Annotated in this window: 19 protein-coding genes and 1 tRNA gene; 14 read left to right on the top strand and 6 right to left on the bottom strand. The window is 66.9% G+C overall.

Annotation, left to right across the window (positions count from 1 at the left end; translation table 11 throughout):
• Nucleotides 1-25: 25 nt before the first annotated feature.
• Together ACTTAI_RS12845 and ACTTAI_RS12840 are read right to left on the bottom strand one after the other, a co-directional pair.
• Complete coding sequence (locus ACTTAI_RS12845; RefSeq protein ID WP_444451941.1) at nt 26-451, bottom strand: bleomycin resistance protein; 426 nt, start codon at nt 449-451, stop codon at nt 26-28.
• An 86-nt stretch (nt 452-537) separates the two neighbouring features.
• On the bottom strand, nt 538-2,208 hold the full coding sequence (locus ACTTAI_RS12840) for an FAD-binding dehydrogenase (protein ID WP_444451940.1): 1,671 nt from the start codon (nt 2,206-2,208) through the stop codon (nt 538-540).
• A 441-nt stretch (nt 2,209-2,649) separates the two neighbouring features.
• Between ACTTAI_RS12840 and arsJ the strand changes: the two genes are divergently transcribed.
• The 10 genes from arsJ (at nt 2,650) to ACTTAI_RS12790 (ending at nt 13,835) form a co-directional block, all read left to right on the top strand.
• The gene (gene arsJ, locus ACTTAI_RS12835; protein WP_444455761.1) at nt 2,650-3,849 is read left to right on the top strand and encodes an organoarsenical effux MFS transporter ArsJ; all 1,200 of its coding nucleotides are present in this window, start codon (nt 2,650-2,652) and stop codon (nt 3,847-3,849) included.
• A gap of 90 nt (nt 3,850-3,939) precedes the next feature.
• Complete coding sequence (locus ACTTAI_RS12830; RefSeq protein WP_444451939.1) at nt 3,940-5,328, top strand: NAD(P)/FAD-dependent oxidoreductase; 1,389 nt, start codon at nt 3,940-3,942, stop codon at nt 5,326-5,328.
• A gap of 299 nt (nt 5,329-5,627) precedes the next feature.
• Nucleotides 5,628-6,764, top strand: coding sequence for a hypothetical protein (locus ACTTAI_RS12825; RefSeq protein ID WP_444451938.1), 1,137 nt, complete (start codon nt 5,628-5,630; stop codon nt 6,762-6,764).
• Nucleotides 6,761-8,110: a sigma 54-interacting transcriptional regulator gene (locus tag ACTTAI_RS12820; protein WP_444451937.1), complete on the top strand. Its 1,350-nt coding sequence runs from the start codon at nt 6,761-6,763 to the stop codon at nt 8,108-8,110. Before ACTTAI_RS12825 ends, ACTTAI_RS12820 begins: the two co-directional genes overlap by 4 nt.
• Nucleotides 8,107-9,159, top strand: coding sequence for an ABC transporter substrate-binding protein (locus ACTTAI_RS12815; protein ID WP_444451936.1), 1,053 nt, complete (start codon nt 8,107-8,109; stop codon nt 9,157-9,159). Before ACTTAI_RS12820 ends, ACTTAI_RS12815 begins: the two co-directional genes overlap by 4 nt.
• Nucleotides 9,160-9,249: 90 nt before the next feature.
• Nucleotides 9,250-10,350, top strand: coding sequence for an ABC transporter ATP-binding protein (locus ACTTAI_RS12810; RefSeq protein ID WP_444451935.1), 1,101 nt, complete (start codon nt 9,250-9,252; stop codon nt 10,348-10,350).
• Complete coding sequence (locus ACTTAI_RS12805) at nt 10,347-11,216, top strand: ABC transporter permease (protein ID WP_444451934.1); 870 nt, start codon at nt 10,347-10,349, stop codon at nt 11,214-11,216. The genes ACTTAI_RS12810 and ACTTAI_RS12805 overlap by 4 nt, the downstream gene beginning before the upstream one ends.
• 9 nt (nt 11,217-11,225) lie before the next feature.
• Nucleotides 11,226-12,008: an ABC transporter permease gene (locus ACTTAI_RS12800; RefSeq protein ID WP_444451933.1), complete on the top strand. Its 783-nt coding sequence runs from the start codon at nt 11,226-11,228 to the stop codon at nt 12,006-12,008.
• A 16-nt stretch (nt 12,009-12,024) separates the two neighbouring features.
• Nucleotides 12,025-13,524 carry an aldehyde dehydrogenase gene (locus ACTTAI_RS12795; RefSeq protein WP_444451932.1) on the top strand — a complete coding sequence of 500 codons (1,500 nt, stop codon included), beginning with the start codon at nt 12,025-12,027 and terminating at the stop codon, nt 13,522-13,524.
• Between the two features lie 234 nt (nt 13,525-13,758).
• A tRNA-Thr gene (locus tag ACTTAI_RS12790) sits at nt 13,759-13,835 on the top strand.
• Nucleotides 13,836-14,159: 324 nt separating this feature from the next.
• Here the strand turns inward: ACTTAI_RS12790 and ACTTAI_RS12785 are convergent.
• Nucleotides 14,160-15,806, bottom strand: a complete 1,647-nt coding sequence (locus ACTTAI_RS12785) for an FMN-binding glutamate synthase family protein (protein ID WP_444451931.1) — start codon at nt 15,804-15,806, stop codon at nt 14,160-14,162.
• Nucleotides 15,807-15,907: 101 nt separating this feature from the next.
• Nucleotides 15,908-16,837 (bottom strand): LysR family transcriptional regulator, encoded by a 930-nt coding sequence (locus ACTTAI_RS12780; protein ID WP_444451930.1) that lies wholly within the window; start codon nt 16,835-16,837, stop codon nt 15,908-15,910.
• Between the two features lie 175 nt (nt 16,838-17,012).
• Between ACTTAI_RS12780 and ACTTAI_RS12775 the strand changes: the two genes are divergently transcribed.
• From ACTTAI_RS12775 to ACTTAI_RS12760, 4 genes are read left to right on the top strand one after another with little or no spacing between them, the layout of a single operon-like run.
• Nucleotides 17,013-18,296 carry an NAD(P)/FAD-dependent oxidoreductase gene (locus tag ACTTAI_RS12775; protein WP_444451929.1) on the top strand — a complete coding sequence of 428 codons (1,284 nt, stop codon included), beginning with the start codon at nt 17,013-17,015 and terminating at the stop codon, nt 18,294-18,296.
• 8 nt (nt 18,297-18,304) lie between these two features.
• Entirely contained in the window at nt 18,305-19,738 is a 1,434-nt protein-coding gene (locus ACTTAI_RS12770) for a hypothetical protein (protein WP_444451928.1), read from the top strand.
• A gap of 20 nt (nt 19,739-19,758) precedes the next feature.
• Nucleotides 19,759-21,270 (top strand): L-piperidine-6-carboxylate dehydrogenase, encoded by a 1,512-nt coding sequence (amaB, locus tag ACTTAI_RS12765; protein ID WP_444451927.1) that lies wholly within the window; start codon nt 19,759-19,761, stop codon nt 21,268-21,270.
• 7 nt (nt 21,271-21,277) lie between these two features.
• Nucleotides 21,278-22,513 (top strand): pyridoxal phosphate-dependent aminotransferase, encoded by a 1,236-nt coding sequence (locus tag ACTTAI_RS12760; RefSeq protein WP_444451926.1) that lies wholly within the window; start codon nt 21,278-21,280, stop codon nt 22,511-22,513.
• Here ACTTAI_RS12760 and ACTTAI_RS12755 read toward each other — a convergent pair.
• Together ACTTAI_RS12755 and ACTTAI_RS12750 are read right to left on the bottom strand one after the other, a co-directional pair.
• Nucleotides 22,510-24,090 carry an acyl-CoA dehydrogenase family protein gene (locus tag ACTTAI_RS12755; protein WP_444451925.1) on the bottom strand — a complete coding sequence of 527 codons (1,581 nt, stop codon included), beginning with the start codon at nt 24,088-24,090 and terminating at the stop codon, nt 22,510-22,512. The genes ACTTAI_RS12760 and ACTTAI_RS12755 overlap by 4 nt on opposite strands.
• Nucleotides 24,087-24,962, bottom strand: coding sequence for an amidohydrolase family protein (locus tag ACTTAI_RS12750; protein ID WP_444451924.1), 876 nt, complete (start codon nt 24,960-24,962; stop codon nt 24,087-24,089). The genes ACTTAI_RS12755 and ACTTAI_RS12750 overlap by 4 nt, the downstream gene beginning before the upstream one ends.
• Nucleotide 24,963: the final 1 nt, after the last annotated feature.

The raw sequence follows: 24,963 nt of genomic DNA, 5'->3' as shown, positions 1-24,963 counted from the left end.
GGGCCGGATCGGCGTCTGCCGCCTCTCAGCCCTGCACGGGCCGCGATCCAAGTTCCTGACAGAACCGCAGCAGATAGCCGTCCGGGTCGGCGACGATGAATTGCCTTTGCCCGCTCTCTTCGGTGCCGACGCGATACCACTTGTCCTCGACCGGCAGGAAGAGCGAATGCCCGGCCCCGGCAAGCGCCGCAAGCAGGGGCGCGACCGCAGCCACGCGGATCTGCAAATTCACCCCCCTGCCAAAGGGATAGGTGTTGGGCAGATGCCCCGCATCGAAGCTGCGGCCAAGCCCGATCTGGTCGATCATCAGTTCTGCCCCACCCAGCCGGAGGTAACAGAACCCTTCCTCGGCCCGCTCATAAAGGCAGTCGAACCCCAGCAGGTCGCAATAGAAGGACTTCGATTTCCGCCAGTCGGAGACGGCAAATTCCGGAACGAGGGCGTTGCTCACAGGGGGGCCTTCGGGTTGTGCCGGGCCATTTTGCGCCGGAAGACCGGCGCCCGCAATGGGCAGGGCTGCCCCGGTTCTGCCCCGCGCTACAGGACGTCGCGCGCCGCACAGCGCCCCGCCGCCAGGCCCGAGAACAGGCAGCCGCCAAGGAAGGTGCCTTCAAGCGCGCGATAGCCATGCAGCCCGCCGCCGCCAAAGCCCGCCACCTCGCCTGCTGCATAAAGCCCGGGCATGACCTCTTGCCCCGGACCCTCGGCGTGCCGGAAACAACGCCCGCCGAGATCGGTTTCGAGCCCGCCAAGGGTCTTGCGGGTCAGGATGTTGAGCTTGACCGCGATCAGCGGCCCCTGCGCCGGGTCAAGGATCGCATGCGGTTTCGCGGTGCGGATCAGCCGGTCGCCCAGATAACGGCGGAAATTGTGAATGCCCATCACCTGCTGATCCTTGGTGAAACCGTTCTGCAGCTGCCGGTCGCGGTCCTTGATCTGCGCCTCGATCGGGGCGAGCTGCAGCAGATCGTTGCCCGCGATCGCATTCATCTTTGCCACCAGCTCGGGCAGGCTGTTCGCCACGGCGAAATCGGCGCCTTTCTCCTTGAAGGCCTCGACCGGGGCGGTGGCCTTGCGGCCAAAGGCGCGCTGGGCGATCAGCCGCCAGTTCCGCCCGGTCAGGTCGGGGTTCTGCTCCGATCCCGAAAGCGCGAATTCCTTCTTGATGATGCTCTGGGTCAGGATGAACCAGCTGTAGTCATGGCCCGTCGACAGGATGTGGCGCAGCGTGCCGAGACTGTCGTAACCGGGGTAATTCGGCGCAGGCAGGCGCTGGCCGCGGGCGTCGAACCACATCGAGGACGGCCCCGGCAGGATGCGGATGCCGTGTCCGGGCCAGATCGGGTTCCAGTTGCGCAGGCCCTCGGTGTAATGCCACATCCGGTCGGTGTTGATCGTGTTGGCCCCGGCGGCTTCGGAAATGCCGATCATCCGGCCGTCCACATGGGCGGGCACGCCCCGGACCATCTGCGCGGGGGCCGGGCCCAGCCGCGCGGGCCAGTTGCGCCGCACCAGATCCAGATTGCCGCCGATCCCGCCAGAGCAAACGATCACCGCCGCGGCACGCAGCGCGAAGGCGCCGATTTCGGTGCGGTTGGTGCTTTGGCCGCGCGGCGCCGGGTCGTCGGCCAGCCGCGCGCCAGTCACGCCGACACAGGCGCCGCCCTCGATGATCAGCCCGTCCACGCGATGGCGAAAGGCAAGGCGCAGACGGCCCGTCGCTTCCTGGGCGCGGGCGCGCTTGGCGAAGATCTCCACCACGCCCGGGCCGGTCCCCCAGGTGAGGTGAAAGCGTGGCACCGAATTGCCGTGATGCCCGGCATCGATGCCGCCGCGCTCGGCCCAGCCCACGACCGGAAAGATCCGATGCCCCATCGCACGCAGCCAGGCCCGCTTTTCGCCCGCGGCGAACTCGACATAGGCGCGCGCCCACTGCCGCGGCCAGTGGTCTTCCTCCCGGTCGAAGCCCGCGGCGCCCTGCCAATCCGCCCAGGCCAGATCGACGCTGTCCCTGACCCCGAGGCGGCGCTGCTCGGGCGTGTCGACCATGAAGAGCCCGCCCAGACTCCAGAACGCCTGCGCGCCCAGATTGGCGGGGCTTTCCTGATCCAGCACGATCACCCGCGCGCCGGCCTCGACCGCTTCGGTCGCGGCGACAAGCCCGGCCAGCCCCGCCCCGATGATGATGACATCCGCATCCTGTCCCATGATTTCCTCCCCCGCGCGGCATCTCCGACCCGTGCCCTTGCGCGTTCTTCCGAAATGGCGGGTCAAGGTCCGGGGCAAGTCAAGCAGAACCCCGCGTCACCGGGACCGGGGGGCAGAAGCGGGGATCGCCGCTGTGATCCTGATCATCTTGGCTGGCCTGTCATGGCGCTGTCATCAAATCTTCACTGGAGCGCGCAGATATTTCCGATATTCCGGAATGATGAAATGAATTGGCGCCGATCCCGAAGGAAAGATTGCCCCATGCCCCGTATCGCGCCCCATGGTTCTGGCCGGATTGGAACCTGCGTCGCCCCCAGGGCGCCGATCGGCGGCGCCGAAGAGGCCGCGACGGCTCCGGGGGATAGGGCACAGGATCGCCCGCGGCCGTCGCCCGATCCCTTGCGCGCCTATGCGGCGGTGACGGCGGCCTACTGGGCCTTCATGCTGACGGATGGCGCGCTGCGGATGCTCGTGCTGCTGCACTTCAACGCCTTGGGGTTTTCGCCCGTGCAGCTGGCGTGGCTGTTCCTGATCTACGAGGTTGCGGGCATCGGGACCAATCTGGCGGCGGGCTGGCTTGCGGCACGGTTCGGGCTGGCGGCGACGCTCATTGGCGGGCTGGCGCTGCAAATCGGGGCGCTGCTTGCGCTGGCGCAGCTTGATCCGGCCTGGTCCGTCGCTGCCTCTGTCGCTTTCGTCATGGTGGTGCAAGGCCTGTCGGGCGTGGCCAAGGATCTGGCCAAGATGTCCTCGAAATCCGCGGTGAAGCTGCTTGCTCCCGCCGAGGACGGGGGGCTTTTCCGCTGGGTGGCGGTGCTGACCGGCTCGAAGAATGCGGTGAAGGGGCTCGGCTTCTTTCTGGGGGCGGCGCTGCTTGGCCTTGCGGGGTTCAAGGCGGCCGTCTGGGGCATGGCGGTTGCGCTGGCGGGGATCCTGATCGCGGTCGTGCTGTTTTTGCCCGCGGGTCTGCCCGGGCGGATGAAGCCGGAAGAAAGCCTGTCCGGCTGGCGCTCGACGGACAGCCGCATCAACCGGCTGTCGCTGGCACGCCTGTTCCTGTTTGGGGCGCGCGATGTGTGGTTCGTCGTCGGAATCCCGGTCTATTTTCAGGCGGTGCTGTCGGATGGCTCTGCCGAGGGGCGGCGCGAGGCCTTCTTTCTTGTCGGTGGCTTCATGGCGCTCTGGATCATCGCCTATGGCGTGGTGCAGGGGGTCGCGCCGCGGCTGCTGGGGCGCAAGGGGCTGGGGGAGGCGGAGACGGTGCGCAAGGCGGTGCTCTGGGCGGGGCTTCTGGTGCCGGTGCCCTTCGTTCTGGCGCTGGCGGCCTGGGGGGCGGGCACGGAAACCCTCTGGCTCACGATCCTGCTGGTTGCAGGGCTTCTGGTCTTCGGCTTTCTTTTCGCGGTGAATTCCTCGGTCCATTCCTACCTGATCCTCGCCTTCGGATCCGCCGGGCGGATCACCCGCGATGTCGGCTTTTATTACATGGCCAATGCGGCGGGGCGGTTGATCGGCACGCTGTTGTCGGGGGTGAGTTATCAGCTGGGCGGACTGCCGCTCTGCCTGGCCACCGCAGGCGTGATGGCTTTTGCCAGCTGGCGCGCCGCCCGGCGCCTGATCGGGCCTTGCGTCGCGCCTTGATCGGCTGCGTTCCGGCGAACCACCTTGCATCGCGGCGCTTTCGGCGGAACACTCGCGGGGATGCGCTGGAACGCGGCCAAGGGGAAAGCGATGGATGTGACGACGAATGGACAGGTCTCGTTCTGGTTTTCCGACATCGGCGGGCTGCCGCCGCGTCGCGCGCCCTTGCCCGGCGATCTCTCGGTCGATGTCTGCATCATCGGGGCGGGCTTCACCGGGCTCTGGAGCGCCTATTACCTCAAGCAGCTGGCACCCGCGCTTTCGATTGCGGTGATCGAGAAGAACTTTGCGGGCTTTGGCGCCTCTGGCCGCAACGGCGGCTGGTGTTCGGGCGAATTCGGCTGGAGCCGCAAGCGATATCTGGCGAAGGGCGGCCGCGCCGGTGTGATCGCCTTTGAACGGCATCTGCGCGGCACCGTGTCCGAGATTTTGCGCATCTGCGCGGCCGAAGGGATCGAGGCCGATCAGCACGAAACCGATTGCCTGCTCTATGCCCGCAATCCGGCGCAGATGCAGCGGCTGCGCGATACTCTGGCCGAGGAACGCGCCTGGGAGATCGGGCCCGACCGGGTGGATCTGCTGGACGCCGGGGCTGCCGCGGAACGGGTCCGGGTGCCGGGGGCGCTCGGGGCGCTGGTGACGCATGGCGTCGCTCGGGTGCAGCCTGCGAAACTGGTGCGCGGTCTGGCGGTGGCGGTGGAGCGGCTGGGGGTGCGGATCTATGAAGACACTTGTGTGACCGGCCTTGCCCCAGGCCGGGTGACGACCGCGCGTGGCACGGTGCGGGCACCGCGGATCCTGCGCGCGACCGAGGGCTTCACCCATGGCATCGCCGGGCAGGAACGCGAATGGATCCCGCTCAACAGCGCCATCGTGGTGACCGAGCCCTTGCCCGCCGCGCTCTGGGACGAAATCGGCTGGGCGGGCGCCGAGCTTTTCGGCGATGCCTCGCATGCCTATTGCTATGCGCAGCGCACCCGTGAAGGCCGCATCGCGATGGGCGGGCGCGGCGTGCCCTATCGCTTCGGCTCGCGCATCGATCAGGACGGCCAGACCCAGCCCGAGACGATCATAAAACTGACCGAGATCCTGTATCGCATGCTGCCACAGGTGCGGGGACTGCGGCTCGATCATGCCTGGTGCGGGGTGCTTGGCGTGCCGCGGGATTGGTGCGCCACGGTCGGGCTGGATCCCGCGACCGGGATCGGCTGGGCGGGAGGCTATGTCGGGCTGGGGGTCTCGACCTCTAATCTGGCCGGACGGACGCTGGCCGATCTGGTGCTTGACCGCGCGACCGAGCGCACCGTGCTGCCCTGGGTCAACCGCCGCCCGCGCAGATGGGAGCCCGAACCGCTGCGCTGGCTGGGGGTGCACGGGATGTATCGGCTTTATGGCCTTGCCGACCGGCAGGAGGCCGAAAGCCCCAGCCCGCAGACCGCGCGCTTGGCGACGCTTGCGAACCGGCTGACCGGCCGCTGAATGCGCCGGGCTGGGCTTGGGCCTGCAACACGAATCCCCCGGGCGCACGCCGCGTTGCAGCTTGGTCGCTGCCTGCTGTTTCTGCGCCGCCGCAGGGGTGCAATCCGGCCGCGCTTCCCCCGCATGATGGAATTTCGGGCCTTATCCCGTCTTTTTTCTGCGTGAATTTGCAATATCGCAGCAAGTGATGCGCAATAACGCAGCGTAATTGCCGAAATCCGCACATGTCCCGCATTTTCGATTGCCGGTGCGGCGGGACGTCGCATCCTCAGGGTAAATAAACCCTGACCGACGGCCTCATGACCCAGCTTGCTTCCGCCTTTGCCGATCTGCCCATGCCGGTGCTGGAGCTTTCCGCGCCCGGCACCGCGCAGGCCGCCAATACGCCAGCCGCGCTCTGGCTGGCAGAGCGTGGCATGGCAGCCGGGGGACGGCTGACCGATCTGTTCCCCGAACCCGGCGCCGAGCGTCTGGAGGCGATCTTCGCGGGGGCCGATTGGGAGCCGCAGGCCTTTCCCGTCCGGGTTCTGGGCGAGGATCACCCCGCCGTGCTGCAATGTGCCCCCCGGGCCGGAGGCGGGCTTTGGCTCTTCGTGATGCGTCTGAGCGAGGCGATGCCCGTGGCCTTTGCCGATCAGCTCGACCGCCTTGAGATCTTGTCGCAGATGATCGATGCCGCCCGCGACGCCTGCTGGTGCATCGATTTTCTCGACCCGGTCGATCTGCGCTGCTCCGAAGAGGAAATCGTCGATCAGGTGTTTCGCAACCGCTCGCGCTGGCGGGCCTGCAACGATGCGATGGCCGCGCTTTATGCCGTGCCCGCGGATCAGGATTTCAACACCCAGCCGGTGAGCCGCTACTTTCCCGAAACCCCGGTCAACCGCGCGATGATCCGCGATCTGGTGCGCACGGGCTATCGGCTGGATGGCGCGCAGGCGATCGACCAGCGGCACGACGGCACGCCGATGCTGGTGGAAAACGATTTCCGCGCCCTGATCCGCGACGATCAGCTGATCCGGCTCTGGGGCACCACGCGCGACATCGGCCCGAGCCGCGAGCGCGAGCGCGCGATCAGTGCCGAGGCCGAGGTGATGCGCGACATTCTGGGCGCTGTGCCCGATCCGATTTTTGTTCTGTCCGAAACCGGGACCATTCTGGCGACGAATGCCGCCGCCGACCGCGCACTGGGGGGGTTGGTGCTGCTGGGCGAGCCTTTCGACAGCCTCGCCGCGACGCGGCACGCCTTCGAGCGGCTGTGCAGTGTGGCGCTTGAGGATAGCGAAGAGGAAACCGAACTGGCGCTGCGCGAGCCCGATCAACCGCGGGCGGCCTGGCTTTTCCGCGTCACGCTGATGCCGGAGGGGCCGCCGCGTTACGTGCTGCGCGGCCGTCGCAAGACCGCGCGTCGGCGGCTTTCTGCGGGGGATCTGGCATGAGGTTCTATCGCAGCGAGCCGCAGGCGGGTTTGGGGCGTCGTCGTCCGGGCTTCATGGATGATCCGGGTTTTCCGAGCTTCCTCAACGGTTTGACGGACGGAGCTGCCTTGGTTGAACTCGACGGCCGGATCCGGCTGGTGAATGCGCCGATGGAGCGGCTTTTGCGCGCCACCCGGGCCGATCTGCTGGGCGCCGATCTGGCGCGGCATCTGCGCGGCACTGGGCGGTTGGCGGCCGATCTTTCCGAGGGGCTGATCCGGCTGCGACGGACAGAGGTCACGGGCACGCTGCCTTCGGGGCGGGCGGTCAGTGCGCAACTCTCGATCCTGCGGCAGGACGACGACCCCTATGCGGCGCTTCTGACGCTGCGCGAGCTTGGCGCGCATCCGGTGGCAAGCCCCGCGCGCGGGCAGTTCCGGCTCGCCCGCGATCTGACCCCGCAGGCGCCCTTTGTCACCAGCCCGGTGCGCCACGCGCTGGCGCAGCAGCTTGAGGGCGCGCTGGCGCAGGGGCTGGCGGTGCATCTGTTGGGGGCGAGCGGCACCGGCAAGACGACGCTCTTGACCCGGCTCTTGGCCGGGCAGGGGGCGCCGGTGGTGACGATCCCCTGTGCCGCGCTTGATGCCGCGACTTTCGAGGCCGAGCTTTTCGGCACGGGCAGCGCCGATCCCGGGCGCATCGGCCGGATCGAGGCGGCGGCGGGCGGCACGCTCGTTCTCGAGGCGGTCGATCTGCTCAACCCCGCGCTCGCCGGGCGGTTGCTTGCGGCGCTGGATGCGGTGATCGAGAGCGGCGGCACCCGGATCGTCTCGACCGCAACCCGCCCGCTCTGGCCGCTTTGCACCGCGGGTACGCTGCCCGAGGCGCTCTATTTCCGGCTTTGCGGCATGACCCTGACCCTGCCGCCGCTTTGCGACGAGCCCGCGTTTCTGCCGCCGTTGCTGGAGGCTTGGCTCGCCGAGATCAACCGCGCCCGGCCGCGGCCGCTGACGCTTTCGGCGCGGTTCGTCAAGGCGCTGGCGGCCCGGACGCTGCCCGGCAACATCCGCGAAGTGATCGCGCTGTTGCGTCGCGCCGCGCTTCTGGCCGAGACCACGGCCGAGCCTGCGCATCTGCCCCCGGCGCAGGAGACCGCCGCCGCGGCGGCGGCGCTGGCGCCCGATCTGGCGGGGCTGCCGCTCAAGGATCTGGTCCGGGAGTTTGAAATCCGGACCATCGAAAATTCCGTGGCCGACCACGGAAGCAAGCGAAGCGCCGCAAAGGCGCTCGGCATCGATGTCGCGACCCTGATCCGCAAGATGAACAGGTCACGCGACACGCAACCAACAAGGAGTGAAACCCCATGACTCGGAGACGGACTGCGCGGGCCCTGACCGCATTCGCCCTTGCCACCCTGCCGCTTGCGGCAGCGGCGGGCGAATTGAACATCCTCACCTGGGAAGGCTATGCCGACCCGTCCTTCATCAAACCCTTCGAGGAGGCCTCGGGCTGCACCGTCAGCGCCACCTATGTCGGCTCGAACGACGATTTCGCGGCCAAACTGGCGGCGGGCGGCGGGGTCTATGACGTGATTACCCCCTCGCTCGACACGGTGGGGATGATGCGGCTCGCGGGCTTCGTCGATCCGATCGACACCGCGGCCGTGACGGGAGCCGACGGTGTCTATCCCGAATTCTCGAAACATTCCGAGATCGTGGTGGACGGCGAAACCTGGGCCGTGCCGCTGATCTGGGGTTCGGTCTCGGTGATCTACCGCCCCGACAAGGTCACCGGCACGCCGGATTCGATCGGCGTGCTGTTCGACCCGGCCTACAAGGGCAAGATCTCGCTTTGGGACGACAAATCGGCGATCTACTGGACGGCGCGCTATCTCGGCTTCCCCAATGTCTTCGATCTGAGTGATGCAGAGCTGGAGGCGGTCAAGGCGAAGCTGATCGAGCAAAAACCGCTGATCCGCAAATACTGGTCGAGCGCGGGCGAGCTGACGGATCTGATGGCGAACAACGAGGTCTGGGTCTCGAACGCCTGGACCGGGCTCACCAGCAAGGACGTGAACGCGCTCGGCAAGGGCTTCACCGTGGCCGAGTTCTCGCCCAAGGAAAAGGCCGAGGGCTGGATGGATTCGATGATGCTCGTCAAAGGCACGCCGAACCAGGAATGCGCGGTGAAGTTCATGTCCTACATGCAGTCGCCCGAAGGCCAGTGTGGCATCGCCAAATCGACCGGCTATTTCCCGGTGAACCCGGGCGCCGTGTCGAGCTGCATGGACGCGGCGATGAAGGAAGAGCGCAAGGTCGACAACATCGACTTCGTGAAAAGCCTGGTGATGTGGCAGCAGCCGGTGCGGCTCGACAAGTATCTCGAGGTCTGGAACGCGGTGAAGGCGGCGCCCTGAGCCGCACCCCCCGCAGCGTCCTGAACGCCTGATCTGCGGCCCCGGACATGCCCCGGGGTCGCCCCCTTCCGCATCGCACAGGATTGGCCCATGTCCTCACGCCCGATCGTGACGCTCGACGGCGTCACCAAATCCTTCGGCAGTTTCAAGGCACTGCACGAAACAAGTTTTTCCATTGGCGAGGGTGAATTCGTCACCCTGCTTGGCCCCTCGGGCTGCGGCAAGACGACGACGCTGCGCCTGATCGGCGGCTTCGAGCTGCCCACCACCGGCAAGATCGGCATTGCCGGACAGGATGTGACGCACAATCCGCCCTATCGCCGCCCGGTGAACACGGTGTTTCAGGATTACGCGCTGTTTCCGCACATGACGGTGGCGGAAAACGTCGCCTACGGGCTGACCGTGCGCGGCTCGACCGTGGCGCGCTCCGATATCCCCCGTCAGGTGGGCGAGGTGCTCGAGATGGTCGGGCTGAGCCATATGGGCGGCAAGCGTCCCGGCGCGCTGTCGGGCGGGCAGAAACAGCGCGTGGCGATGGCGCGCGCGCTCATTCGCAAGCCGCGGGTGCTGCTTCTCGACGAACCGCTCTCGGCGCTTGATGTGAAACTGCGCGAGGTGATGCAGGTGGAGCTGAAACGGCTGCACCGCGAATTGGGCATCACTTTCCTCATGGTCACGCATGATCAGACCGAGGCTTTGGCGCTGTCGAACCGGATCGTGGTGATGGAGGCCGGGCGCATCCGTCAGATCGGCACGCCGAACGATCTTTATGACCGCCCGGCGACGCCCTATGTCGCCGATTTCATCGGCGCGACGAACCTGATCGAGGCCCGTTACGAGGGGCGCGAGGCCGATTTCGAGGTGATCACCCTGCCGGGGGGCGCGAAGCTGCGCCGCAAGGCCTCGGGCAATGGCGGTTTTCATCCGGGCAGCGAGGTGCTGATCGGCATCCGCCCCGAACATCTGAGCCCGGCCGTGGGCGAAAATCTCGTGCAGGGCAGGGTGGTCGACACGCTCTTTCACGGCGACAGCATAAGGCTCGAATTCCTGCCCGATGGCGCGACGCAACCGGCCTTTGCCCAGCTCGCCCGCGGCTCGTCGCTTACGGCGGATGCGCTGATGCCGGGTCAGCCGATCCGCTTTGCCGTCGCGCCCGAGGATGTGATGCTGTTTCCGAGGGGGGCCGCATGAGACGCCCGTCCTCCTCGATGCTGATGACGGCGGGGCTTTTCTCGCTGCCGCTCGGCTGGGCGCTGTTGCTTCTGATCGTGCCCTATATCCTGATGATCGCCGTGGGCTTCTGGACCCGGCAATTCCCGCTCTTCGTGCCCGATTTCCAGTTCGGCAACTACCTGCAGCTGTTTTCGGACCCGCAATATACGACGGTGATCCTGCGCACGCTGAAGATCGCCGCGATGGTGACGGGCTGCGCGTTGATCCTTGGCTATCCGCTCGCCTATTTCCTCGTCTTCACCATCCGCTCCGACAAGCTGCGCAATCTCGTCTACATGGCGGTGATCGTGCCCTTGTGGGTCAGCTACCTGCTGCGCGCCTATACCTGGAAGATCATTCTGGGCACCGATGGCGCGCTCAATTCTGCGCTGATGTGGCTTGGCCTGATCGACACGCCGCTCGATGCGTTCCTTTATAACCAGACCGCGATGGTGATCACGCTCACCTATATCTTCGTGCCCTTCATGGTGATGCCGATCTATGCGGTGCTGGAAAACATCCCCAAGGGGCTGATCGAGGCGTCGGAAGACCTTGGCATCGGGCCTCTGGGCACGTTCCGCCATGTGATTGCGCCCCTGTCGCTGGGCGGCGTGGTGGCGGGGGCGATGATGACCTTTTGCCTGAGCTTTGGCGATTTCGTCGCCCCGGTGCTGGTCGGCGGCCCCGATGGCACGATGGTGGCGAACCTGCTGCAAACCCAATTCGGTGCGGCGCTGAACTGGCCGCTGGGTTCGGCGCTCGCCACGCTCGTGCTGATCATGGTGCTGGCGATCCTTGCGGTCACCGGCTGGGCCGAACGCGCCTCGGCGCGCAATCTGCGATAGGGGGCGGCGATGAAACAGCTTTTGTGGTGGCAAAAGGGGATGGTCGGCTTCGTCTTCGGGGTGCTGGCGTTCCTGTACCTGCCGATCGTCGTGCTGATCGTGTTTTCCTTCAACGACAGCAAGGTGACCTCCTTCCCGCTCGCGGGCTTCACCTGGCACTGGTATCAGGCGGTCTTCGCCAATGCGCAGATGCTGACGGCGCTGAAAAACAGCCTGATCGTGGCCGTCTGCGCCACCGCGCTCACGCTGACCATCGGCACGCTGGCGGCGCTGGTGCTCGACCGGCACGACTTCCCGGGCAAGGGGCTTTTCCGCAATGCGATCTTACTGCCGCTCAGCCTGCCGGGCCTTGTGACCGGGATCGCGATGCTGAACTTCTACAAGCAGATCGGCATTCCCCAAAGCCTGACCGCGGTGATCATCGGCCATGCGACGGCGCTTCTGGGCGTGGTGGTCAGTCAGGTGATGGCGCGGCTGGCAAAGACCGATCACCGGCTTCTGGAAGCCTCGGCCGATCTGGGCGCCGGGCCGGTCGAGACCTTCTTTCGGGTCACGCTGCCCTCGATCCGGCCGGCGATCCTTGGCGCGGGGCTGCTGAGCTTCACGCTGAGCTTCGACGAGATCCCGGTGACCTATTTCCTCACCGGGCGCGACATCACCCTGCCCATCTACATCTATTCCACGCTGCGCCGTGGCATCACCCCCGAGATCAACGCCATTGGCTCGATGATCGTTCTGGTCTCGCTTCTGCTCATCGTCCTCTCGGTCGGCCTGCTGCGCGACCGCAAATAACCACAGGGAGAGAAAAATGACCGATACTACCTTGGCCTATTGGCAGGGGCTTGCCGAAAAGGTGACACTGCGCACCCGCCACTTCATCGGCGGCGAACATGTGCCCTCGGCCGATGGCCGCACCTTCCAGACGATCAACCCGGCCAATGGCGCCGTCCTGGCCGAGGTCGCCCGCGGCGGTCAGGCCGAGATCGACAGGGCTGTTTCCGTCGGCCGCAAGGTCTTTCGGTCCGGCGTCTGGTCAAAGATGGAGCCGCGCGCCCGCATGGCGGTGATGGAGAAATTCGCATCGCTGATCGAGGCGCATGGCGAGGAATTCGCCGTGCTCGACAGCCTCGACATGGGCAAGCCGGTGATGGACATGATGAACATCGACGTGCCCTTCTCGGCCACGACGATCAAGTTCTTCGGGGAATCGATCGACAAGTTCCACGGGCAGGTGACGGCCACGGCAACGAGCGCGCTGCATTACATCCTGAACCAGCCGCTCGGCGTCGTCGGTATCATCACGCCCTGGAACTATCCGCTGATGATGGCGGCCTGGAAGATCGGCCCGGCGCTTGCCACCGGCAACTCGGTCGTGCTGAAACCGGCCGAGCAATCGCCACTCTCGGCCTGTCTGCTGGCCGAGTTGTTCATCGAGGCGGGTGGTCCGCCCGGCGTGCTGAACGTCGTGCAGGGGCTGGGCGAGGAAGTGGGCAAGGCGCTCGCGCTGCACATGGATGTCGACAAGATCGCCTTCACCGGCTCGACCGAGGTCGGCAAGCTGTTGATGATCTACGCCGGTCAGTCGAACATGAAGCGCGTCACCACCGAATGCGGCGGCAAGACCCCGCAGATCATTCTGGGCGACTGGGACGATCTCGACACCGCCGCCACCTATGCGGTGAACGGCATCTACGGCAACCAGGGCGAGGTCTGCAACGCGGGCTCGCGCATCCTTGTGGCCAAGGACCTGCACGACGCCTTTGTCGAAAAGTTCATCGCCACCGCGAAACAGAACTTCGTCGTCGGCAACCCGCTCGATCCGTCGACGACGATGGGGCCGCTCGTCACCACCGAACAGCAGGCCCGCGTTCTGGGCTATATCCGCACCGGCTGCGCCGAGGGGGCGACGCTGGCGCTGGGCGGCAGCACGCCCGCGGCGCTCTCGAACGGCGCCTATGTCGAGCCGACGCTCTTTACCGGGGTCAACAACTCGATGACCATCGCGCGCGAGGAAATCTTTGGCCCGGTCGGCACGATCATCCCGATCGATGGGCTCGAAGACGGGCTCGAGATCGCCAATGACTCGCCCTATGGTCTGGCCGCTTCGATCTGGACCCGCGATCTGACCAAGGCGCATACCTTCGGGCGCGACATGGAAGCGGGCGTGTGCTGGGTGAACTGCTTCGATCATGGCGACATGACCTCGCTTTGGGGCGGCTTCAAGCAGACCGGCAACGGCCGCGACAAGTGCTTCGAGGCGCTGTCGCAATATACCCAGACGAAATCGGTCTGGGTGAACCTCGGCTGAGGTCGCGCGACGCGGCCCGTCCCGCATTGGCGGGGCGGGCCTTGGTTGTGAAGGCAAGTGCGGCCGTGTCGCAAGGGGCGGAAACGCTTGCCGCAACTTTATGCGGGGCAGGGGGGAGAGCGCCAGCAGCCCCCGCGCGGCCCTCTCGCAGGGGGGGGGTTGCTGCTCGGATTACGTTCAAATGTCCTCATTCCGCTTGAAACGGCGTTCAGTTGCGTATAGCTAGCCCCTGTGGCCGGCTTAGCTCAGTTGGTAGAGCGTCTGATTTGTAATCAGGGGGTCGGGGGTTCGACTCCCCTCAGTCGGCACCATCGCAACCGTTTCCGCCGGATTGGCCGGAACAAGGGGTCTGCGATCTCCGGGTGGCATCTGCATCCTGTCAACGCCCTCAACAGAACGCGTTCCGGCAGTCGTCTTTCCGAAAGCATCTGCCGCGCAAACGACGTCGGCTGATATCTCCGTGCTCAGGCCGGGGCATGGTCCAGCCTTTCTAAAGCAGATCTCTCGAACCGCGCAGACCTTGCGCGGCCGACATGATCCTCGGTCTGCCCGGACCCTGCTCGCGCGGGGCCGGGCAGACCGGGCAAATCGGTTTCTGTCCCGCCATTGCTGCGCTTGCGGCCCTGCGTGGCCCCTTAGCTCGCAAACCGGCTTTTCGGCATCCGCAGCGGCACGAAGGTCTCGGCCGAGGCGCGGTTCCAGCGGTCCAGCCAGGCCTGCAGATCGGGATGGTTCGAGCCATTGATCAGGAAGCCTTCGGGCAGATCCTCGAAGACCTCGTTGCCGTCCTGAAACGCATTGTCCTTTTCGCGGAACATGAAGTGATAGGGCAGGAATTCGGACGGATGCGAGAGCCCCGCAGCGCCCACCAGCTCGCCCAGCGCATGCAGCGTGTTCTTGTGAAACCGCGCGACGCGCTGGGTCTTGTCGCCGACATCCAGCGCCTTCATTCGCCGCGGGTCTTGCGTCGCGATGCCCGCGGGGCAGCGGTTGGTGTGGCAGGATTGCGCCTGAATGCAGCCGATCGCGAACATGTAGCCGCGCGCCGAGTTGCACCAGTCCGCCCCCAGCGCCATCGCCCGCGCGATGTCATAGGCCGAAACGATCTTGCCCGCCGCGCCGATGCGGATGCGATCACGCAGCCCGGCCCCGCGAAGCAGGTTGTGGACGAAATGCAGCCCTTCGAGCATCGGCATGCCGACGCGGTTGACGAACTCCAAGGGTGCCGCCCCGGTGCCGCCCTCCTTGCCGTCGACGACGATGAAATCGGGTGTCGTGCCGGTCTCGATCATCGCCTTGACCAGACACATGAATTCGCGCCGATGCCCGATGCAGAGCTTGAAGCCCACGGGCTTGCCGCCGGACAATTCCCGCAATTGCCGGATGAAGGCCATGAATTCCAAGGGCGTCGAAAACGCCGGATGCGCCGCGGGCGAGACGCAATCGCGCCCCATCGGATTCCCCCGCGCCTCGGCGATCTCGGGCGAGATTTTCGAGGCGGGCAGCATCCCCCCATGCCCCGGTTTCGCCCCCTGGCTCAGCTTGATCTCGATCATCTTGATCTGCGGATCGCGGGCTTGAACGGCGAATTTCTCGGGCGAGAAGCTGCCATCGTCGTTGCGGCAGCCGAAATAGCCCGAGGCGATCTGATAGACCAGATCGCCACCGCCCTCGCGGTGATAGCGGCTGATCCCGCCCTCGCCGGTGTCATGGGCAAAGCCGCCGATCTTCGCGCCCCGGTTCAGCGCCGAGATCGCATTGGCCGACAGCGCCCCGAAGCTCATGGCCGAGATGTTGTAGACCGAGGCGTCATAGGGCTGCTTGCAGTCCGGCCCGCCGACGCGGACGCGGAAATCGGTGTCCTTGATCGTCTTCGGCACGATCGAATGCGTCAGCCAGTTGAAGCCCGAGGCATAGACGGATTCGACCGTGCCGAAGGGGCGCTTGTCCTCGACCCCCTTGGCGCGCTGATAGACGAGGACGCGGGTCTGCCGGCTGAAGGGCACCTCGTCGAAGTCGGATTCAAAGAAATATTGCCGGAATTCGGGGCCGACGCTTTCGATCATGTAGCGCAGGTGGCCGATGACCGGATAGTTGCGCAAGATCGCGTGGCGGCGCTGGTTCAGGTCGTAAACGCCCACCGCGCTGAGCCCCGCCGCGATCAGGAAGACGGCCAGCACCCAAAGCGTGGGCACGATCAGCAGCACGATGCCAAAGATCAGTGTCAAAAGCAGGGCCGCGAGGAAGGGGACATAACGGATAGTGAGGCGCAGCTTGGGCATGGCGGGCTCTGGAGCAAGGGGCGTTGCCCAATTTGAAAGCACGGCCCCGGGCACAAAACAAGCACGCGCTGCGTAAAGATGTGCGCGTGTTTGATCTTAACTCAGCGCGACCCGTCGCGCCGGGCGGCTTCCGCGGCTTCGGCCGCCTGTGCGACCTGGCACAGCCAGTCGCGGAACGCCTCGAGCGGGCGATGCGGGCCGCGCCCGCGCGGGGCGCACAGATAATAGGCCTCGTCCGAGCGCATCCGCGCATGAAGCGGCACCACGAGCCGCCCCGCGGTGATGTCATCCTCGATCAGGAACTCGGGCAAAAGCGCGACGCCCAGCCCGACCATCGCCGCCTGCGCCACGGTGGCGAATTGGTCAAACAGCATCCCGTGCAGCGGTTGCGGCGCCATCCCTGCGCGTTCGAAGAATTTTTCCCAGGCATCCGGGCGCGAGGTCAGATGCAGAAGCGGCGCCGCCCGCAGGTCTTCGAGCGTCTTGAACGCGCGCTCTGCCGCCAGATCGGGGGCGCAGGCGGGCACGACATGTTCGCCGCGCAGCCAGGTGCACTCCGCCCCCGGCCAGTCCGGCGCGCCGAAATGGATCGCGGCATCGACGGCCTCGGCGGCGAAATCGAACTGCGTCAGCCGGGTGACAAGGTTCAGCGTGATCCCCGGATGCGCGCCGAGAAATTCGGGCAGCCGCGGCGCCAGCCAGCGCGTCCCGAAAGTGGGCAGGATCGCCAGCGTCAACGTGCCACCGCCCGGATTGGCGCGCAGATTGAGCGAGGCGGTCGAGATCTTCTGCAGCGCTGCCCGGATTTCCCGCGCATAGGCCGCACCGCCTTGCGTCAGCCGGATCGTCTGCTTTTCGCGGTGGAACAGCTCGGTGCCCAGCTGCGCCTCCAGCGCCCGGATCTGCCGCGACACCGCGCTTTGCGTCAGCGACAGTTCCGCCGCCGCCGCGGTAATGCTTTGCGTGCGGGCAGCGGTTTCGAAGGCCTGCAAAAGCGCGAGCGAGGGCAGAAAACGGCGCGGGGTCTTCATCTTTTCTCTCCGGTCCTGCCCAGTCCTTGCGCGTTCCGCCCTGCGCCACAAGCGTTTTTCGGGCGTTGTCGCGAAAAGGTCATTCTGAAATGGAATGATCTGAGACATATCGGGAATTGGCCTTCGCGGCGAAAGACAGGCAGGAAGGGCCGGAACAGCCCCGCAGGAGGGTCAGATGCGCAACGATCCCCGCTCGCATGGTCTTTGGGAAGCCACGGCGCCGCAAGCGCCCGCGACCGTGCCGCTTGTCGGCCCGGCCGAGGCCGATGTGGTGGTGATCGGTGCAGGTTTCACCGGGCTTTGCGCCGCGCTGCATCTGGCCGAGGCCGGGAAATCGGTGCTCGTGCTCGAGGCCGATCAGATCGGCTTTGGCGCGTCCGGGCGCAATGTCGGGCTGGTCAATGCCGGCATGTGGGTGATGCCCGAGGCGATGCCGCAGGCGCTTGGTCCCGTCTACGGGCCGCGGCTGCTCGATTTTCTGGGCGCGGCACCGGCCGAGGTTTTCGCGCTGGTGAAGCGCCACGGGATCGATTGCGAGGCGGTGCCGAAGGGCACGCTGCATTGCGCCGTTGGCGCCACGGGGCTGGCCGAGATCACCGAACGCGCCCGGCAATGGGCGGCGCGGGGGGCGCCGGTCGAGTTGCTGGATGCGTCAGAAACGGCGCGGCGGCTTGGCGGCGGGCGCTATGCGGGATCGCTTCTCGATCGGCGTGCGGGCACGATCCAGCCGCTCGCCTATGTGCGCGGGCTTGCCCGGGCGGCGCTGGCCGCGGGGGCGCGGATCTGCACCGAAACCGCCGCGACGGGCGTCGCGCCGCAGGGCGCGGGTTGGCGCGTCACCACGCCCAAGGGCGAGGTGCGGGCCGCGTGGCTGATCGCCGCCACCGACATGTATACCCAGGGGCCGAACCCCGGGCTGCGCCGCGCGCAGGTCGGGCTGCCCTATTTCAACATGGCAACACCGCCCTTGCCGCACGCGATCCGCGCCGAGCTCTTGCCGGGCGGCGAGGGCTGCTGGGACACGCGCGAGGTGCTCTCGTCCTTTCGCATGGATGCGGCGGGGCGGCTTGTTTTCGGGTCGGTCGGGCGGCTCGGAATGGCGGACCGCGCCATCCACCGGGCTTGGGCGCTGCGGGCGATGCACCGGATCTTCCCGCAACTCGGCGGCATCGGCTTTGACAGCGAATGGTTCGGCTGGATCGGCATGACCGCCGACAACCTGCCGCGCCTGCATGTGCTGGGAAAAAATGCTTTTTCGATCGCCGGTTACAACGGTCGCGGCATCGCCCCCGGCACCGTTTTCGGCAAGGCTTTGGCCGAGCATGTCTGTGGCGCGCGCAAGATCGAGGCGATGCCCTTGCCGGTCAGCCCGATCGCCCCGGCGTCCTTGCGCCTTTTGCACGAGGCCGGTTACATCACCGGCGCGGCGGCGGCGCATCTGCTCGCCGACCGGATCTGAGGACCGCCATGCACACCACCACCCCCCGTTTCAGCCTGCCCTTTGGCCCGCAAACCGCGATGGCCGCCGCCGGGGTGCTGTCGCTTCTGCTGCTCTCCAGCCTTGTCGTGGGCAAGATCGGCGCGGCGTGGCTGCCGGGGGCAACGGCGCTGCTGACGCTTTCCGCGATCACCGCGATCGGGCTCGCGCTGCTGCGTCTGCCCCGCGTCTCGCGCATCGCGCAGGTGTTTCTGGCAGGTGCTTTCCTCGCCACGCTGATCGTCGCGGTGGCTCTGCCCAAGGCGCTGCCCGCGATGCAGGCGGCGTTGATGCAGGGCACGGCCTTTTCCGCCTTTCTGACCGCACTCGGCCTCATCCGCGCGCCGGTGCGCCGCTCGACCCTGATCGCCCGCGCGGCCGAGGGGCTTTTCGCCCATTCCGCCCGGGCACGCGTTTTCGCTGTCTCGCTTGGCGCGCAGGGGATTTCGGTGCTGTTCAACATCGGCACGATCGGGATGATTGCCGATATCGCGCGCAACCATGACGCCGCGCGCAAGGCGGCGGGCAAGCGCGGCATCGACACCCGGGCGATGACCTTGGCGGCGCTGCGCGGCACGCTGCTGATGACGGTCTGGTCGCCGATCGGGCTTGGCTTTGCCATCGTCACAAGCGCGATCCCGACGCTGGATCCGGTGCTGTTCTTCGGCCTTGCCTTCGCCATCGTTGCGCTGATCTCCGTCGTCGCCGCGGTCCTTGATGCCGCCGCCACCGCGGTTCCGACCGGCCCGCGCCCGCATGACCCCGCGCCCGAGGGGGCTGGCCGCGCGCTGACGCTGGTTCTGGCCGCCATCGCGGGGCTGATCGCGCTGACGATCGCCGCGCACCGGTTGCTTGACGTCAGTTTCCTGATCGCCGCCTGCCTTGTGCTGCCGCTTCTGGCCGCGCTTTGGCCGCGGCTGGAGCCGGGTCTGCGCAGCACCGGCAGCGAGGGCGCCCTGACCCGGCTTTCGGCCGCCTCCGAGGGGATGGCGACGGAAAGCACGATCTTTCTGGCCGCGGCGGTGATCGGCGCGGCGGTGGCCGCGGCGGCGCAGGCGGCCGGGATCGATGCGCTGATCGCGGGGGGCCAGCTTCCGGCGCTCGCCGTGATCCTCGCCTGCCTTGTCCTCATTCCGGCCGTTGGCGCGGTGATGATCCCGCATACGATCGTGATGATCATGGCGGCGCAGCTTTTCGGGGCCGGGCCGGTCGGCGCGGATCACCCCTATGCGCTTGGACTTGCGCTGCTTTTCGCCTGGGCGCTGGCCATTGCCGCCTCGCCGATCTCGGCGATGTCGATCATCACCGGGCGCGAGTTGGGTGTCACGCCGCAGCGCGTCACCTTTGCGCTGAACCTGCGCTTCACCCTTGGACTGATGGCCGCCGCGGCGCTGGTCGTCGGCCTTGTCTACGTTCTCGACTGACCGACCCGAAAGGACGCCCGATGACGCTTCGCGACGAAACCCGGACCCTGCTTTGCCGCCTTGGCGTTGCCGCTGCGGCCTACGAGGGCGGGCCGATGGCCAGTTTCTCGCCCCTGACCGGCGCACAGATTGGCGCGCTGACGCCCGAGACGCCGAAATCCACCGCCGCCGCGATCGACCGCGCCGCGGTCGCTTTCCGCGCTTGGCGGTTGGTGCCTGCGCCGAAACGCGGTGAACTCGTCCGGCTCTGGGCCGAGGAATTGCGCGCCGCCAAGGCGGATCTGGGCCGTCTCGTCTCGATCGAGGCGGGTAAGTCCGCCTCGGAAGGGCTGGGCGAGGTGCAGGAGATGATCGACATCTGCGATTTCGCGGTTGGCCTGTCGCGGCAGCTTTACGGGCTGACCATCGCGACCGAGCGGCCGGGGCATCGGATGATGGAAACCTGGCACCCGCTGGGCGTCGTCGGCGTGATCTCGGCCTTCAACTTCCCGGTGGCGGTTTGGGCCTGGAACACGGCGCTGGCGCTTGTCTGCGGCAATCCGGTGATCTGGAAACCCTCCGAGAAAACCCCGCTGACCGCCTTGGCCGCGCAGGCCGTGCTGCGCCATGCGATCACCCGCTTTGACGCCGCGCCCGAGGGGCTGGCGCAGCTGTTGATCGGCGGGCCGGAGGTCGGCGAAGCGCTGGTCGAAAGCCCGAAAGTGGCGCTGATTTCCGCCACCGGCTCGACCCGGATGGGCCGGATCGTCGGCCCGAAAGTGGCGGCGCGGTTTGGGCGCTCGATCCTTGAACTTGGCGGCAACAATGCGGGGATCGTCTGCGCCTCGGCCGATCTCGACATGACCCTGCGCGCCGTGGCCTTTGGCGCGATGGGCACGGCCGGGCAACGCTGCACGACGCTGCGCCGCCTCTTCGTGCATGACAGCGTCTATGACATGCTGATGCCCCGGCTGATCCGCGCCTATGCCTCGGTTTCGGTCGGCAACCCGTTGGAAACGCAGGCGCTTGTCGGACCGCTCATTGACCGCGCCGCCTATGAGGCGATGTGCTCGGCGCTCGATGCCGCGCTGGCGGCGGGGGGCCTTGTGCATGGGGGCACCCGCGTCGCCTGTGGACCCGACAGCGCCTATTACACCCGCCCGGCGCTGGTCGAGATGCCCGCGCAGATCGGCCCGGTGCTGGACGAAACCTTCGCGCCGATCCTTTATGTCATGCGCTTCTCCGACCTAGACGCGGTGATCGAAGAGCACAATGCAGTGGCGGCGGGGCTCTCGTCCTCGATCTTCACGCTCGACATGCGGGAAATGGAGACGTTCCTGTCGGCCGCGGGGTCGGATTGCGGCATTGCCAATGTCAATATCGGCACCTCGGGCGCCGAGATCGGCGGCGCTTTCGGCGGCGAAAAGGAAACCGGCGGCGGGCGCGAAAGCGGCTCGGACGCGTGGAAGGGCTACATGCGCCGCGCCACCAACACCATCAACTTCTCGCGTGACCTGCCCTTGGCGCAGGGCGTGGTTTTCGACATCGAGTGAGGATCAGATGACTGTGCAAGACCAGACCGGCGTGGCCTTCCGCCCCGCCGCGCGTATCGCCACGCTTGGCGTCTCCGAAATCCTGCAGATCGGCGCCAAGGCGGCGGCGATGAAGCGGGCCGGGCGGCCGGTGATCATCCTTGGCGCGGGCGAGCCCGATTTCGATACGCCCGAGCATGTGAAAGCAGCCGCTGCCGAAGCGATGGCGCGGGGCGAGACGAAATACACGGCCCTTGACGGCACCCCGGCGCTGAAGGCGGCGATTGTCGAAAAGTTCAAACGCGAGAATGGTTTGGACTACACGATGGCGGAAATCACCGTGGGCACCGGCGCCAAGCAGGTGCTGTACAATGCGATGATGGCGACGCTCGATCCGGGCGACGAGGTGATCATCCCGACGCCGTGCTGGACGTCTTACTTCGACATCGTGCGCATCGCGGGCGGCGTGCCGGTGGCCGTGCCCTGCGACGGCGCGCAGGGGTTCCGGTTGCAACCCGAGGCACTGGCCGCCGCGATCACGCCGAAGACGCGCTGGCTTATGCTGAACTCGCCCTCGAACCCGACCGGGGCGGCTTATTCCGAGGCCGATTACCGCCCGCTGCTCGAGGTGCTGATGGCCCATCCGCAGGTCTGGCTGATGGTCGACGACATGTATGAGCACATCTGTTACGAGGGCTTCCGCTTCACCACGCCCGCTGCGCTCGAACCGCGGCTGAAGGGGCGCATCCTGACGGTGAATGGCGTCTCGAAAGCCTATGCGATGACCGGCTGGCGGATCGGCTATGCCGGCGGGCCGGAGGCGCTGATCAAGGCGATGGCGGTGGTGCAGAGCCAGTCAACCTCTTGCCCTTCCTCGATTTCGCAGGCGGCGGCCTTGGCCGCGCTCACCGGGCCGCAGGATCTTTTGCCCGAACGCGCCGCCGATTTTCAGCGTCGCCGTGATCTGGTGGTGGCGGGGCTGAACGCGATCCCGGGGATCACCTGCCGCGTGCCCGAGGGCGCGTTTTACACCTTCGCCGATTGTTCGGGCCTGATCGGCGCGACGACGCCCGAGGGCGGCACGATCGCCTCGGACCGCGACTTCTGCGCCTGGCTCCTCGAAACCGCCGAGGTGGCGATGGTGCCCGGCGCGGCCTTTGGCCTCTCGCCCTATTTCCGCATCTCCTATGCGACGTCTGAGGCCGAGCTGCGCGAGGCTTTGGCGCGGATCACTGCCGCCTGCGCGCTTCTCACGCGGGGCTAGGCGGTCCGGCGCAGTGCTTCGGGGGTGGTCCGGCCCAGCGCCTGTGCTGCCAGCCTGCGGATCTCGGCCGGATCGGGGGCGGCTTCGGCCAAGGCCTCCATCCGCGCCCAGACCGCGGCCTCGAACAGCGCGATGCTCGCCTGCGCGAACTCCCAGGCGCGCTCGGCCGGATCGGGCTGCAGAAGCAGCGTCGCCCGCAGCGCCTGCCAGTCATGCAGACGGCGCGCCAGCTCGGGTGTTTCGGGCGCAATCTCAGACACATAGGCGGCAAAGGCCGCGCCCGCGGCGCCTGCGTTGCGGCGCAGAAGCCGCCCGGCCAGCGCCCCGGCGTGAATGCCGTTCGCGCCTTCGTAAATCGCGGTGATGCGGGCATCGCGCCAGGTCTGTTCGATGCGATATTCGGTCAGATAGCCGTAGCCGCCCAGCACCTGGATGCCCAGATCGGCGGCGCGCATCCCGGCTTCGGTGGCGGCGATTTTCACCAGCGGCGTCAGGAACTCAAGCAGATCGGGGCGGCTGGCGGCTTCGATCTCGACCAAGGTCAGGGCGCACATGGCGCGGGTCGCGAGCGTCAGGCGCCGCCCCTCGTCCAGCATCCGCCGCACATCGGGGTGATCGGCGAGCCGGGCGATGCGGCCATCGCTGGTGCGCCCCTGCACCCGCTCCAGCGCATGCGCCGTGGCAATGGCCGTGGCGCGGGCGGCATGGGCGACGCCTTGCAGCGCGACATCAATGCGGGCGTGGTTCATCAGCGTGAACATCGCCGCCAGCCCCTCGCCCTCGGGGCCGATCAGCTCGGCCTCGCAGCCGTCGAAGACCATGGCGCAGGTGGGCGAGGCATGCAGGCCCATCTTGTGCTCGATCCGCGCGACACTGATGCCGTTCGCGCCCACGGCCCCGCCCGAGCGGGCAAGGAACAGCGAGAGCCCCTTGACGCCGTCGGCCATCGTTCCAGTGCGGGCGAGGATCAGATGAAGGATGCTTTCGGACAGATTCTGCCCGCCGCCCGAGATGAAGATCTTCTCGCCGTCGATGCGCCAGTGATCGCCCGTCCGCCGCGCCCGGGTGCGGATCGCCGCAAGGTCGGAGCCCGCACCGGGTTCGGTCAGGCACATCGTGGCGAGCGCCGCCCCCGAGACGAGATCGGGCAGATGCGCCGCCTGCTGCGCTTGCGTGCCGTGGGTCATCAGCACCCGCACCGCCCCGGGCACAAGCGCCGTCAGCATCGAAAGCGCATGGCAAGCGCCAGAAAAGATTTCTGAAACGGCACCTGCCAGCGGGGCAGGGACGCCCTCGCCGCCGATCGCTTCGGGCAGGGCCAGCTTCTGCCAACCCTGATCGATCAGCGCGCGATAAGCGGCCGGAAAGCCTTCGGGCAGATGCACCTGCCCGTTTTCCAATCGGCACCCCAAGGCATCGCCAACGGGGTCGAGCGGCGCGATCTCGGCTTCGGCGAAGCTGGCGAAATGGTCGATCAACGCTCGGGCGAGGTCATCGTCCCAGCCGGGCAGGGCGTCGGCCCGCGCCACCTGCAGCGCAAAAAGAATGTCGTCGGTCGGTGCACGGAACGGGATCATCGGCAGCCCTCCAGCAGGCGGATGGCGTTTTCCTTCAGGATCAGTGGCCGCACCTCGTCGCGGAAGGGGGCCTTGGCGAAAGCATCAAGCCATTTTTCCGGCGCGATCATCGGCCAGTCGGACCCGAAGAGCATCTTCTCCTTCAGAAGTGTGTTCGCATAACGCACGAGGATTTCAGGGAAATATTTCGGCGACCAGCCCGACAGGTCGATGTAGACATTGGGCTTGTGGGTGGCCACCGACAGCGCCTCCTCCTGCCAGGGGAAGGAGGGATGGGCGAGGATGATCGGCATGTCGGGGAAATCGACCGCCACATCGTCGATGTAGATCGGGTTCGAATATTTCAGCCGCATGCCGTTGCCGCCGCGCATCCCCGAGCCGACGCCGGTCTGCCCGGTGTGAAAGAGCGCAGGTTTGCCGGTCTCGGCAATCGCCTCGTAAAGGTCATAGGCCAGCCGGTCGTTGGGGTAAAAGCCCTGCATCGTCGGGTGGAACTTGAAGCCCTGAATGCCGAAATCGGCCACCAGCCTGCGCGCCTCGCGCGCGCCCATCTTGCCCTTGTGCGGGTCGATCGAGGCAAAGGGGATGAGCACATCGGCATGCTCGGCCGCAGCCTCGGCCACCTCCTCGTTCTTGTAGCGCCGGTAGCCGGTTTCGCGCTCGGCATCGACGGGAAAGATCACCGCCGCGATGTTCTGGGCCCGGTAATGCGCCGCCGTCTGCGCGATTGTCGGCGGGTGGGTCCAGGGCGCGCCGAAATAGCGCGCCATCGTGGTTTGCAGATCGTCATAGCCATCATCGGCATGGCAGCCGCAGGGCTCTTCGGCATGGGTGTGAAAATCCACCGCCCGGATCTTGGAGAAATCGACCATC

The sequence above is a fragment of the Rhodobacter capsulatus genome, from assembly GCF_052363175.1.
Classification (GTDB): Bacteria; Pseudomonadota; Alphaproteobacteria; order Rhodobacterales; family Rhodobacteraceae; genus Rhodobacter; species Rhodobacter capsulatus_D.
The sequence above is the reverse complement of the archived record's forward strand: the minus strand, read 5'-3'. Positions and strand labels throughout refer to the sequence as shown.